Here is a 13,129-nt window from a genome sequence, read left to right on the forward strand (position 1 = left end):
GTTCCTGCTCTAGAGTCTCGGGGCTCGCCTGACCAGACACACGGGACATCTCCATGCGCATCCTGCTCACCGGCTCGAGCGGCTTCGTCGGCCGGCACCTGCACCCCTGGCTGCGGGCGCGCGGCCATGACGTGGTCGCCCTGGCGCGCGGTGCGGGCGCGCCCGGCCCCGACACGATCCAGGGTCCGGCCGACATCGCCGATATCGAATTATGGCGATCCTGGCCCAGCGATATCGAGGCCATCGTGCATCTGGCTGCACTCAACCCTGGCCGCGGCGACGCGGCCGCCAACGACCTGCCGGCGATCCGCCGTGCGAATGTCGAGGGTACCGCCGCACTGGCCCGCCGCGCCGGTCGCGAAGGGGTCGGGCGGGTGGTTTTCGTCGGCACCGCCCATGTGCACGCCCCACGCGACGGATTGATCCGCGAGAGCGATCCGCTGGCTCCGGCCAACGCCTATGCAATATCGAAAGCTGAAGCGGAGGTGGTGTTCTGGCACGCCCTTGCCGGCACCGGGACGCAGGGCTGCGTGCTGCGGCCCGCGCCGGTCTATGGCGCCGGCGCCAGAGGTAGTTTTGGGACGTTGCTGGGGCTCGCCCGCCGCAAGCTGCCGCTGCCGCTGGACGGGTTCGGCGGGCCTCGCAGCCTTGTCGCCGTCGATCAGCTCTGCACTGCGATCGCGCTCTCCCTGGAGCTGTCGGCTGCGGAGGGCGAGACGTTCCTTGTCGCTGATGACGGGCCCCTGGCCCCCGCCGATATCGTGCGCGCCTTGCGCGGGGGCTGGGGACGCCCTGCGATGGTCCTGCCCGCCCCGGCGGCCATGATGGCGATCGCGGCCGGCTGGACGGGCAAGGCGGCCCGCTGGCGGGAGCTCTCGACGCCCTTCGTCATCGATACCGGCCATCTGCAGGACAAGTTGGGCTGGGAACCTGGAGCCAATACCGCCGAGCGGCTGAAGCACATGGCCGCGACGGGAGTTCTCTGAGCGGCGTCGCCGGCGGCTAGCGCCGTGGCGCCGTCTCCATCCATTTGATCACCAGCATGGCCGGCAGGATCCAGAGGAGGCCGGTGAACAGGAAATAGGCGAGATGGACCCAGCCGCTCGACTCGGCGAGATAGACCGTTGCGAAGGCGGTGGCGAGGACGGCGTAGACGACGACCAGCACGATCAGGATGATCGCGCCGAGGAATTTCTTGAGCCTGACGGGCATGGGGGGCCTTCCACTGACGATCGCGCTCGCAGCACTCTGCCTTCGACGGCGCGCGCCGCCCCTCTATGAACGCCGGGGCCGCCTCTTTCCAGTGGGCCGCCTGCGACCTTCACGCCCTTGATCCGCCGCAAGCTGCGTGCAATTCGACCGGCATGAACACATTGGCCTCTTCCGTCGCCGCGCCGTCCGAGGCGTCTCCCCGTGATCGTGACCGCTCGGCCATCCGCGCCTGGCTCTACACGGTCGCCCTTGTGATCTTCGCCCTGATCGTCGTCGGCGGCGCGACGCGCCTGACAGAATCGGGCCTGTCGATCACCGAATGGAAGCCGATCCACGGCGTCGTGCCGCCGCTGTCGGTGGAGGAGTGGCAGGAGGAATTCGACCTCTACCGGCAGATCCCGCAATACCAGCAGATCAACCGCGGCATGAGCCTCGACGAGTTCAAGACTATCTATTGGTGGGAATGGGCGCATCGCTTCCTCGCGCGCGGCGTCGGCATCGTCTTCGCCATCCCGCTGGCTTTCTTCTGGCTCACCGGCCGCATCGAGCCGTTCCTGAAGCCGCGACTCCTCGGCATCCTCGCCCTCGGCGCGCTGCAGGGCGGCATCGGCTGGTGGATGGTCGCCTCGGGCCTCAGCGTGCGGACCGACGTTAGCCAGTACCGGCTCGCGATGCATCTGACGCTTGCCTGCGTCATCTTCGCTGCGATCATCTGGGTAGCCCGGGGCCTTGCTCGACCGCGCTTCGATGCGCCGCCGTCGCGGGGATCGATCGGCGTCGCCGGCCTGATCCTCTTCCTCACCTTCGTCCAGATCTACCTGGGCGGTCTTGTCGCCGGGCTGAACGCCGGCCTGACCTTCAACACCTGGCCGCTGATGGATGGCGCCTGGGTCCCGAGCGGTCTGCTGAACATGCAGCCGGCATGGCGGAATTTCTTCGAGAACGTGATGACGGTGCAGTTCGTCCACCGGGTCGGCGCGTACACGCTGTTCGCTGTGGTGGCGCTTCACGCCGTGGCCTCACTGGTCCTGGCGCCGGGGACGCGGCACGCAAAGGTCGCCGTGGTGCTGTTCTTCCTGGTGCTGGCGCAAGCCTTGATCGGCATCGTCACACTGCTGCTCGCCGTGCCGATCGGCTGGGGCCTGGCGCATCAGGCCGGCGGCGTCGTCGTGCTGGCTATGGCCGTCGTCCATCTGCGCAGCCTGAAGGGCGAATATCCCGAGCGCGCATACCTCGCGCAGTAGCAGACAGGTCGGCGAAGCCTCGAACGGTCGGGGCTCGACGCTTCGCCGACAGCGACATCAGGGGAACAGGGGCAGCTGCTCGATGCCGAGCGTCTCCTCGAGGCCGAAGGCGACGTTGAAGTTCTGGATCGCCTGGCCGGCCGATCCCTTCACCAGATTGTCCAGCGCCGAGATCACGATCGCCCGGCCGGGAATGCGGTCCGGCACGACGTTCATCGCGACATAGTTCGAGCCGCGCACCATCTGCGTCTGCGGCAGGACGCCGTCCTCGAGCACGGTGACGAACGGCTCGTCGGCATAGGTCTCCGCGAGACGGTTGCGCAGGTCCGACGCGGTCGCGCCGCCCGCAAGCCGCACATAGCTGGTGCAGAGCTCGCCGCGGCTCATCGGGATGAGATGCGGGGTGAAGTTGATCCGCGTGTCCGGGACACCGGCCGCCACGGCGATTTCCTGCTCGATCTCGGCCATGTGGCGATGCTTGCCCACCGCATAGGGAGAGATGCCTTCGCCCGCCTCGCAGAAGAGCGTGTTCTCCTTCAGGCTGCGGCCGGCGCCGGAGACCCCCGATTTCGCGTCGATGACGATGTCGGCCGTGTCGATCATCGCGGCGCGCGCCAGCGGCACGAGCGACAGCAGCACGGCGGTCGGGTAGCAGCCGGGGCAGGCGATCAGCCGCGCGTCGCGGATGGCATCCCGGTAGATCTCGGTGAGCCCGTAGACCGCCTCGCCCTGGATATCCATCGCGCCGTGGTCGAGCCCGTACCATTCCTTGTAGATCGCGGCGTCCCGAAGCCGGAAGTCCGCCGACATGTCGATGATCTTGGTCTCGGGATAGGTCGCGAAGATCTCCTTCGTGATCGCCTGGGTGGTGCCGTGCGGCAGGCCGCAGAACACCGCGTCGACGGTGCCCCAGTCGGCCTCGTCGATGCGCACGAGGTCAGGCAGCTCGATATGGGAGAAATGCCGGAACACCTCGCGCATCGGTTTGCCCGCGTGGCTGTTCGCCGTGAGCACGCCGATCTCGGTTGCGGGGTGGCGGACGGCAAGGCGCACCAGATCGGCGCCCGTATAGCCGCTCGCACCCAGTACTCCGATCCGGATCTTGTCTGTCATCGTCCATTCCCATCATTCTGCCGCGGCGCCGACGATCGTCCGCACGCGCCGCCGGCATGTACGCACTTTCCTCGCAACGTCCAGAGGGTCGCGAGCCGCGGAACAGGTTCGGCGGAAGCCTTAGGCGGCGAGGGCGGTCGCCAGCGCGTCGATGATGTAGTCCTGCGTCGGCTCGTCCAGATAGGCGTGCATCGGCAGGCTGATGACGTCCTTGGCGAGGGCATCCGAGACCGGAAGTGCGCCGCCGACGACGGGGAAGCGTTTGTAGGCCGTCTGCTGGTGCAGCGGCTTCGGATAGTAGATCGCCGTCGGCACGCCCGCCTCGCGCAGCGACGCGGCCACCGCCGCCCGGTCGGCGCCGGAAGGCAGCCGCACCGTGTACTGCGCCCATGTGGACGTGGCATCACGCAGCAGCTTCTGCGGCGTCGCGATGTTCGAAAGCCGGGCTGAATAGCGCGCGGCGATGCGAGAGCGCGCCGCCAGCTCGTCCGGGAAGATCGCCAGCTTCTCGAGCAGGATGGCCGCCTGCAGCGTATCCATGCGGGCGTTCATGCCGATCCGGATATTGTCGTACTTGTCCTCGACGTTCTGGCCGTGGACCCGCAGCGACGCCATGATGTCGAAGAGCTCCGCGTCGTCGGTCTGCACCGCGCCGCCGTCGCCGTAGCAGCCGAGCGGCTTGGCCGGGAAGAAGCTGGTCGACACGACATGCGACCAGCGGCTCGACAGCTCGCCGTCGATCGTGCCGCCATAGCCCTGCGCCGCGTCCGAGATCAGCTTCAGCCCGTGCGCGTCGGCGATCCGGCGTATCGCCGGATAGTCCGCGGGCTGGCCGAACAGGTCCACCGCAATGATCGCCCGCGGCCGCAGCTTGCCGGCGGCTTCGACTTCGGCGATCGCCGCCTGGAGGCTGGCGGGGTCCATGTTGAACGTCGCGGGATCGACATCGACGAAATACGGCGTCGCGCCGAGCCAGGCGACGACCTCCGCGGTCGCCGCGAAGGTGAAGCTCGGGCAGAAGACGGCATCGCCGACCTTCACGTCCCACGCCATCAGCGGCAGCGCCAGCGCATCGGTGCCGGAGGCACAGGAGAGCGTGTGCGCCATCTTGCCGAAGCGCGACAGCTCGGCCTCGAACTCGCGGATTTCCGGGCCGAGGATGAAGGCGCCATGGTCGAGCACGGCGGCCATCCGCCGATCGACCTTCTCGCGGATCCGGTCGCGCTGCGTGGCGAGATCGATGAAGGGAATGTTCTGGGTCATGAAGCCTGTCCGGATCGCGAATCGCCGGGCGCACCGGCTTTCGTCGCTGGTGAGCGAATTTCGCCCGCCGCGCCATTCAACAATCGTGTCAGTGAATCACGATTTTCGCCGGGGCAGCGGGCCCGGTGACGCGCCGGGCGTTAGAACATCCCGGGAGCGTCAGGCGTTTTCGCGCTCGGCGAGTAGGCCGAGGACGTACATGGCCACCGTCGCGCCGGCGATGGCGGTGATTTCGGCATGGTCGTAAGGCGGCGAGACCTCGACGACGTCGGCGCCCACCAGCGCCAGTCCGCCCAGCCGGCGCAACACCGAAAGGATCTTGGCGCTGGACGGCCCGCCCGCGACGGGGGTGCCCGTGCCCGGCGCAAACGCCGCGTCCAGGCAGTCGACGTCGAAGGAGAGATAGACGTTGCTGCCGGCGGTGCGGGCGAGGATCTGCTCGGCGATCGCGGCGGCTGACATCTCCTCCACCGCCTCGCCGTCGATGATCGCGATGCCGCAATCCTCCGGCGCATGGGTGCGGATGCCCACCTGGATGGACGTCGCGGGGTCGATTAGACCCGCATCGACGGCGCCCTTGACGAAGGAACCATGGTCGATCCGGGGCCGGCCGTGCGACCCGGCGGCAACCGGCCACGTATCCTGGTGTGCGTCGAACTGGACGAGCGAGAGCTTGCCATGCCGGGCCACATGCGCCTGGAGCAGCGGGAAGGTGATCGAGTGATCACCGCCCAGCGTCAGCAGGAACCCTGTGTCGGCAAGGATGGCTTCCGCCTCCTGCCGCATGGTTTCGTGCGCGGTTTCGGGCAGGCGGTAGTCGAGCGCGCAGTCGCCGTAGTCGACGACGCTCATCGCGGCGAACAGGTCGCAGTCGAAGGGATATTGCGGATCGTTGTCGAAGATCGCCGAGGCGCGCCGCAGCGCCTGCGGGCCGAAGCGGCAACCCGGTCGGTTCGACACCGAGGCATCGAAGGGCACGCCCCAGACCGTCACGTCGGCTCCGTCCGGCGACTTGGTCTGGCGGCGGCGCATGAAGGAGAGGGCGCCAGCATAGGTCGGATCGCCGGCTGCCCCGAGCGAGCTCCGGCTGGTGAAGGCGTGGTCGATGCTCTTGCGTGTCATCCGGGCGGTCCCATCGTGGCGCAAGGTACGCTTAAGGGCAGACGAATGCGGCTGGCCGACCGATGCGCCGGGGGGCCTGCCCACGTGTTGCGGGCAGGCCTTTTCTCTGCGTCTCAGCGGCCGAGGGCGGCAGCCTTCAGCTTCTGGGCGATATCGGTCTTCTCCCAGGAGAAGGTGCCGTCGCGGCCTGGCTTGCGGCCGAAATGTCCGTAGGCCGAGGTCTTGGCGTAGATCGGCTTGTTGAGGTCGAGATGCTGGCGAATGCCCGTCGGCGACAGGTCCATCACTTCGCGGATCGCCGTCTCGACCTGTTCCTCGTCCACGCCGTGGCCCGTCCCGTGCAGGTCGACATAGATTGCCAGCGGCTGCGCCACGCCGATCGCATAGGCGATCTGGATGGTGCAGCGGTCGGCGAGCTTGGCGGCCACGATGTTCTTCGCCAGATAGCGCGCCGCGTAGGCTGCCGAGCGATCGACCTTGGTCGTGTCCTTGCCCGAGAACGCGCCGCCGCCGTGCGGCGCCGCGCCGCCATAGGTGTCCACGATGATCTTGCGACCGGTCAGCCCGGCATCGCCGTCCGGTCCGCCGATGACGAACTTGCCGGTCGGGTTGATGTACCAGACGCAGTCGTCCGCCACCGGCAGGTCCTGCAGGGCCTCGCGAATATACGGCTCGACCACCTCGCGCACCTTCGCCGAATCCCAGCTTTCGTCGGTATGCTGCGTCGACAGGACGATCTGCGTCACCTCGACCGGCTTGCCGCCTTCGTAGCGCACGGTGATCTGGCTCTTGGCGTCCGGCCCGAGCTTGCCGGCATCGCCTTCGCCCGACTTGCGAGCCTTGGCGAGGAGTTCCAGGATCTTGTGTGCGTAATAGATCGGCGCCGGCATCAGCTCCGGCGTCTCGCGGCAGGCATAGCCGAACATGATGCCCTGGTCGCCGGCGCCCTCGGCCTGCTGGTTGGAACCCTTCGCGTCGACGTCCGCGGCACGGTCTACGCCCTGGGCGATGTCCGCCGACTGCGAGTGCAGGAGCACGTCGATCTTCGCCGTCTTCCAGTGGAAGCCGTCCTGCTCGTAGCCGATGTCGCGGATCGCCCGCCGGGCCGCCGACTTGAACCGCGACGGATTGATGACCTGGTTGCCATGCTTGTCGGTCTTCATCAGGGAAGACGGCAACCGAACCTCGCCGGCGATGACGACGCGGTTCGTGGTCGCCAGCGTCTCGCAAGCGATCCGGACCGACCAGGGATCGACGCCGGTCTTCTTCGCCTCGCGATAGACCAGATCGACGATCTCATCCGAGATCCGATCGCAGACCTTGTCAGGATGACCTTCCGACACGCTCTCGCTGGTGAATACGTAATCCTGTCGTGCCATAGATGATCCCGTCCTCGGCAAAGAGAGAACACGAGGACCGCCTGCGCCGTCGCGTGCGCAACGGAGCGGTCAACGTGACGTCGGGAAATGGCGCAATACGCCTCCCAACCGCGGGCGCTTTGCGGGAATCGCGGGTGATCGTCAAGGGGAGGCCCCCGGATTTCGCTGTCGCGGTCGAGATCAGGGGAGTTGGCAAGTTCGCCGTGGCGAGCCGGCAACGATGCAGCCATACGATGGCGCCTCCCTACACGGCACGCGCGTACGCTGTGGAAAGTTGCGGCGCACACGTGTATGCAGGCGCTGAAGCAACCTGACCGTTTGGCGCCCCGACGAATGACCATCAAGATGTCGAAGGACCTGTCGCGCATGGTGCTCCTGCGCGGCGCTGCATGGCTTCACGACACGCTCATGGGCATCATCGCCCTGATGCTCGCGCTCGTCCTGCGACTGGACCGCGACGCCTTTCTCTACAATCTGCCGACCTACGTCATGGCGGCCGTGGTTTTCGGGGTCGTCGTCGGCTTCGTCGGCTTCGTGGTGGGGATGAATCGCGGCATATGGCGCTACGCATCGCTGCGGGACTTCGTGGCCATCGCCAAGACCGCGACCATCGCCACCTGCCTGTTCATCGTCTTCCACTTCATGCTGGTGCGCCTGGATTCGATACCGCGATCGGCTCCGATCATCGCCTGGGCATTCCTGATAATCCTGCTCGCCGCGCCGCGAGCCGGGTACCGAAGCTACCGCAACCAGCGGGACCGCAAGCGGGATAACGAAAACACGACCGAAGCCATCAAGCGCGTCCTCCTGATCGGCGCGACGGATACGGCCGATGCCTTCATCAAGGCGACCGAGGAGGGGCATCAGTCCCGCTTCGAAGTACTGGCGATCATCGACGAGCGCGGCAGGCGATCCGGCCGCTTCATCCGCGGCGTGCCGATCATCGGGACGCTGGAGGCGATGGAAGAGGCGGTCGCACGGTTCGAGGCCCAGGGACGCCGGCCCGACGCGGTGGTCCTGACGCGTTCGCGGCAGGAATTCTCCCGCCACGCCCGGCTGGAATATCTCGTCGAACTCGCTGGGCGGATGAAGCTCGAAGTGCTCTGCCTGCCGGACATGTTCGACATGCAGGACATCGACGCGGTGTCGAACGTGCGGCCGATCAAGCTGGAAGACCTGCTGCAGCGCGAACCGCTTCACCTCGACGGTGCGCCTGTCGCGGCGATGATCAAGAACCGCACCATTATGATCACCGGGGCGGGCGGCTCGATCGGATCGGAACTGGCCCGGCAGATCGCGGCGCTGGAGCCCAGCAATCTGGTGCTCGTGGATGCCAGTGAATTCCTGATCTATTCGATCGAGCGCGAACTGCGCCAAAGATACCCGCGGATCAGGCTTCACGCCGCTCTCTGCAACGTTCGCGAGCGGGACAGCATCGCGCGCGTCATCAACGCCACGCAGCCGTCGGTGGTGTTTCACGCCGCAGCGCTGAAGCACGTGCCGATCGTCGAGGCGCAGCCGCTCGAGGGGCTGCATACCAACGCCATCGGCACGCGCAACGTCGCCGAGGCGGCGGCCGCCGCCAAGGTCGAGGCGATGATCCTGGTCTCGACCGACAAGGCCGTCCGTCCCTGGAACGTCATGGGCGGCAGCAAGCGCCTCGCGGAAATGTTCTGCCAGGCCATGGACCTGCACAGCAGCGACGGCGATACGCGCTTCATCACCGTACGCTTCGGCAACGTTCTCGGATCGGCGGGGTCGGTCATCCCGCTGTTCGAGAAGCAGTTGAAGGAGGGGGGGCCACTGACCGTCACCCATCCAGAGATCGAACGCTACTTCATGACCATCTCCGAGGCCTGCCTGCTGATCCTCCAGTCGGCGGCGCACAGCCTGAGCAACCGTGAGCAGCGCGGCCGGATCTTCGTGCTGGACATGGGCTCGCCGGTGAAGATCGCCGATCTCGCCCGCAACGTCATCCGCCTATCGGGGATGCGTCCCGACGCCGACGTCAAGATCCTCTACACAGGCCTTCGGCCGGGCGAGAAGCTGTTCGAGGAGCTGTTCGATCCGGACGAGCTCACCGACCGCACGGGGATAGCCAACATCCTGGCGGCGTTCCCGCGGCCGATCGAATGGCGGCTGGTGCAGCGGATCTTCGACCAGATGGAAGAACTGATCCGGGACCACGACCTGCCCGGCGCGATCCGCCTGCTGAAGTCGACGGTGCAGGAGTTCGTGCCGAGCCAGGAAATCCAGGCGATGATCGAGCGCGAGAAAACGGCGCCGCCGCTGCTCGCCGTTACGCGCGTCAAGAGCGAAACCGACGACTGATGCCCGGGCGACTCTCGCGGCGGCTGCTCGAAAGAGGTGGCAACGCTGGAGGTGATACCGCACAGGCGGCGCGCCGGCGCTGAGGCTCCGCCGCGTTCACAGACTTCGCCAGCCCGTGCTATGGGCAATTCTCCCGAATGGAACGACGAGTAGACCATGGCGCGACGCTGCCTATCGATCATCCTCGCAGCCGGCGAAGGCACGCGGATGAAGTCCTCGATGTCGAAGGTACTGCATCCCGTCGGCGGCCTCGCCATGATCCGGCATGTCGCGCGCGCTGCTGCTGCTGCGGGGTCGAGTGATCTCGCCGTCGTCGTCGGGCGCGACGGCGAGGCGGTCGAAGCTGCGGTACGGGTCGATGTCGGCACGGTGGCGACTTTCCCGCAGCACGAACGGCTTGGCACGGCGCACGCGGTTCTTGCGGCCCGCGCCGCCATCGGCAAGGGCGTGGATGACGTATTGGTGCTGTTCGCCGACACGCCGCTCATCCGGCCCGAGACGTTGGCGCGTACCCGCGCGGTGCTCGCCGACGGCGCCGCCGTCTGCGTCGTCGGATTCCGTCCGACCGATCCGACGGGATACGGGCGCCTCGTCGAGCAGGACGGGGAACTGGTGGCGATCCGCGAGGAGAAGGACGCCAGTGCCGAGGAGCGGGCGATCGGGTTCTGCAACGCCGGCGTGATGGCGTTCGCCGGCGCGGAAGCGCTGGCGATGCTCGACGCGATCGGCAACGCCAACGCCAAGGGCGAATACTATCTGACCGATCTGGTCGAGATCGCACGACGCGCCGGCCACAGCGTCAAGGCGATCGAGGCCGATGCCGAGGAAGTCCAAGGCGTCAACAACCGCGCCGAACTCGCGTCCGTCGAGGCGCTCTGGCAGGACCGTCGGCGCCGTGCGGCGATGCTTGATGGCGTCACGCTGCAGGATCCCGCCACGGTCTATTTCTCGCATGATACCGAGGTCGACGCCGACGTGACGATCGAGCCGGGTGTCTATTTCGGCCCCGGCGTTCGGGTCGCATCCGGTGCGACGATCCACGCCTTCTCCCATATCGAGCAGACTTCGATCGGGCCGAATGTCTCTATCGGCCCGTTCGCACGGCTGCGGCCGGGCACGCGCCTTGCCGCTGGCTCCAAGGTCGGCAATTTCTGCGAGGTGAAGAACGCCGAGATCGGCGAGGGGGCCAAGGTCAACCACCTCAGCTATGTCGGCGATGCGACGGTCGGCGCCGCCGCCAATCTGGGTGCGGGAACGATCACCTGCAATTACGATGGCGCCCTGAAGCACCTGACCGAGATCGGGGCCGGGGCGTTCATCGGATCGAACTCGGCGCTGGTCGCGCCGGTGCGGATCGGCGACGGCGCCTATGTCGGCACCGGCAGCGTGATCACCGACGACGTGCCGGACGACGCGCTGGCGATCGCGCGGCAGCGGCAGGTGAACAAGCCCGGCCGGGGCCGCGAGATCACCGAGCGAAACAAGGCGGCGAAGGCGGCCCGGTCGAAGTCCGGCGGCGCGGCGTAATTTCCCGTCACCAATCGTGAATCCCCGCGGGGCGTGCGCTGCGGTAGAGACGGCAAAGCCGCTCCGGCGGCAATGCGCGACCAGACAGGGGCTCGTTCCACCATGTGCGGCATCATCGGCATCGTCAGTCACGAACCTGTCGCAGGTCGGCTGGTCGACGCGCTCAAGCGTCTGGAATATCGCGGCTATGATTCCGCCGGCGTCGCGACCCTCGAAGACGGCGTGCTGACGCGGCGCCGGGCCGAGGGCAAGCTGGTCAACCTGCAGCGCCGGCTGGAGGGCGATCCGCTGTCCGGCACGATCGGCATCGGCCATACGCGCTGGGCGACGCACGGCGCGGCGACCGAGGCCAACGCTCATCCGCACATGACCGGCAAGCTCGCCATCGTCCACAACGGCATCATCGAGAACTACCGCGAACTGCGCGCGGAACTCGAGGCGGATGGCGCCGTCTTCGAAAGCCAGACCGATACCGAGACGGTGGCCCATCTCGTCACCCGCGAGCAGAAGCGCGGGCTGGCGCCGAAGGAAGCGGTGCAGGCGGTCCTCGGGCGGCTGGAAGGGGCGTTCTCGCTCGGCTTCCTGTTCGACGGCGAAGAAAGCCTCCTGATCGGAGCGCGGCGCGGCAGTCCACTCGCGGTGGGTGAAGGCGAGGGCGAGATGTTCCTCGGCTCCGACGCCATCGCACTGTCGCCGTTCACCGACACCGTCCGCTATCTCGAAGAGGGCGACATGGCCGTTCTCCGCCATGCGACGATCGAGATCTTCGACGAGCACGGCAACCCGGTCATCCGCCCTATCCGGCGCTCCACCGGCAAGGCCTTCTACGTCGACAAGGGCAATCACCGCCACTTCATGCAGAAGGAGATCTACGAGCAGCCGGAGGTTCTCTCCCATACGCTCGGCGCCTTTGTCGACATGACCACCGGCCGCACGCGCATCCCCGGTGGCCAGACTTTGGACTTCTCCAGCGTCCGCCGCATCGCTTTGTCGGCCTGCGGCACCGGCTACTACGCCGCGCTTGTCGGCCGTTATTATTTCGAGCGCTACGCGCGGATCCCCTGCGACCTGGATGTCGCCTCGGAGTTCCGCTACCGCGAGAGCCCGCTGGGCGACGTCGATCTGGCGCTGTTCGTTTCGCAGTCTGGCGAGACCGCCGACACGCTGGCTTCTCTGCGCTATGCCAAGGGCGAGGGCCTGCGCATCGCCTCGGTGGTGAACGTGCAGGAATCGACCATCGCCCGCGAGAGCGATGTGGTGCTGCCGACGCTGGCGGGCCCCGAGATCGGCGTCGCCTCGACCAAGGCTTTCACCTGCCAGCTGATCAGCCTCGCCGCCCTGGCGATCCACGCCGGGGTCGCGCGTGGCGTGATCTCGCCGGAGCGCGAGCTGGAACTGACGCGCTCGCTCGCCGAGGTGCCGCGGCTCGCCAACGAGGCGCTGGCGCTGGAGGATACGGTCGAGGCGCTGTCGCGCGAGATGGCGACGAAGCGCCACGCGCTGTTCCTCGGTCGCGGCTTCTCCTTTCCGCTGGCCATGGAGGGCGCGCTGAAGTTGAAGGAAATCAGCTACATCCACGCCGAAGGCTATGCGGCGGGCGAGCTGAAGCATGGGCCGATCGCGCTGATCGACGACACGATGCCGGTGGTGGTCATCGCGCCGCACGATCGCAGCTTCGAGAAGACCATGTCGAACATGCAGGAAGTTGCTGCGCGGGGCGGGCGGATCATCCTGTTCACCGACGCCAAGGGCGCCGCCAGCGCCGGGAGCGACATGGCGAGCACGGTGATCCTGCCGGACATGCCGGAAATTCTCACCCCGATCGTCTATGCGATCCCGCTGCAGATGCTGGCCTATCACACCGCCGTTCAGATGGGCACGGATGTCGACCAGCCGCGCAACCTGGCGAAGTCCGTCACCGTCGAATAGCGGCGACGG

The 13,129-nt window shown here is 67.2% G+C and carries 10 protein-coding genes; 5 read left to right on the plus strand and 5 right to left on the minus strand.

Going from position 1 to position 13,129, the window contains the following annotated elements; all coding sequences use genetic code 11:
- Positions 1–53 precede the first annotated feature (53 nt).
- Positions 54–986 (plus strand): NAD-dependent epimerase/dehydratase family protein, encoded by a 933-nt coding sequence (locus GGR03_RS00725; RefSeq protein WP_183205416.1) that lies wholly within the window; start codon positions 54–56, stop codon positions 984–986.
- A gap of 16 nt (positions 987–1,002) precedes the next feature.
- Here GGR03_RS00725 and GGR03_RS00730 read toward each other — a convergent pair whose 3' ends face one another.
- The gene (locus GGR03_RS00730) at positions 1,003–1,212 is read right to left on the minus strand and encodes a DUF2842 domain-containing protein (protein WP_183205418.1); all 210 of its coding nucleotides are present in this window, start codon (positions 1,210–1,212) and stop codon (positions 1,003–1,005) included.
- Positions 1,213–1,364: 152 nt separating this feature from the next.
- Between GGR03_RS00730 and GGR03_RS00735 the strand changes: the two genes are divergently transcribed.
- Positions 1,365–2,456, plus strand: a complete 1,092-nt coding sequence (locus GGR03_RS00735) for a COX15/CtaA family protein (protein ID WP_183205420.1) — start codon at positions 1,365–1,367, stop codon at positions 2,454–2,456.
- Positions 2,457–2,513: 57 nt separating this feature from the next.
- On the opposite strand, the gene argC is transcribed toward GGR03_RS00735, so the two are convergent.
- From argC to metK, 4 genes are all read right to left on the minus strand, one after another.
- Positions 2,514–3,569, minus strand: a complete 1,056-nt coding sequence (gene argC, locus GGR03_RS00740) for an N-acetyl-gamma-glutamyl-phosphate reductase (RefSeq protein WP_183205422.1) — start codon at positions 3,567–3,569, stop codon at positions 2,514–2,516.
- Positions 3,570–3,689: 120 nt separating this feature from the next.
- Complete coding sequence (locus tag GGR03_RS00745) at positions 3,690–4,832, minus strand: DegT/DnrJ/EryC1/StrS family aminotransferase (protein WP_210291970.1); 1,143 nt, start codon at positions 4,830–4,832, stop codon at positions 3,690–3,692.
- Positions 4,833–4,991: 159 nt separating this feature from the next.
- Positions 4,992–5,954 carry an agmatinase gene (gene speB, locus GGR03_RS00750; protein ID WP_183205424.1) on the minus strand — a complete coding sequence of 321 codons (963 nt, stop codon included), beginning with the start codon at positions 5,952–5,954 and terminating at the stop codon, positions 4,992–4,994.
- A 113-nt stretch (positions 5,955–6,067) separates the two neighbouring features.
- Positions 6,068–7,333 carry a methionine adenosyltransferase gene (gene metK / locus GGR03_RS00755; protein WP_183205426.1) on the minus strand — a complete coding sequence of 422 codons (1,266 nt, stop codon included), beginning with the start codon at positions 7,331–7,333 and terminating at the stop codon, positions 6,068–6,070.
- 333 nt (positions 7,334–7,666) lie between these two features.
- Between metK and GGR03_RS00760 the strand changes: the two genes are divergently transcribed.
- The 3 genes from GGR03_RS00760 (at position 7,667) to glmS (ending at position 13,120) form a co-directional block, all read left to right on the plus strand.
- Complete coding sequence (locus tag GGR03_RS00760; RefSeq protein WP_183205428.1) at positions 7,667–9,664, plus strand: polysaccharide biosynthesis protein; 1,998 nt, start codon at positions 7,667–7,669, stop codon at positions 9,662–9,664.
- A 156-nt stretch (positions 9,665–9,820) separates the two neighbouring features.
- Positions 9,821–11,191, plus strand: a complete 1,371-nt coding sequence (glmU, locus tag GGR03_RS00765) for a bifunctional UDP-N-acetylglucosamine diphosphorylase/glucosamine-1-phosphate N-acetyltransferase GlmU (RefSeq protein ID WP_183205430.1) — start codon at positions 9,821–9,823, stop codon at positions 11,189–11,191.
- Between the two features lie 102 nt (positions 11,192–11,293).
- Positions 11,294–13,120 (plus strand): glutamine--fructose-6-phosphate transaminase (isomerizing), encoded by a 1,827-nt coding sequence (gene glmS, locus GGR03_RS00770; RefSeq protein ID WP_183205432.1) that lies wholly within the window; start codon positions 11,294–11,296, stop codon positions 13,118–13,120.
- Positions 13,121–13,129: the final 9 nt, after the last annotated feature.

This window comes from Aurantimonas endophytica, assembly GCF_014196845.1.
In the GTDB taxonomy this organism is placed as follows: Bacteria; Pseudomonadota; Alphaproteobacteria; order Rhizobiales; family Rhizobiaceae; genus Aurantimonas; species Aurantimonas endophytica.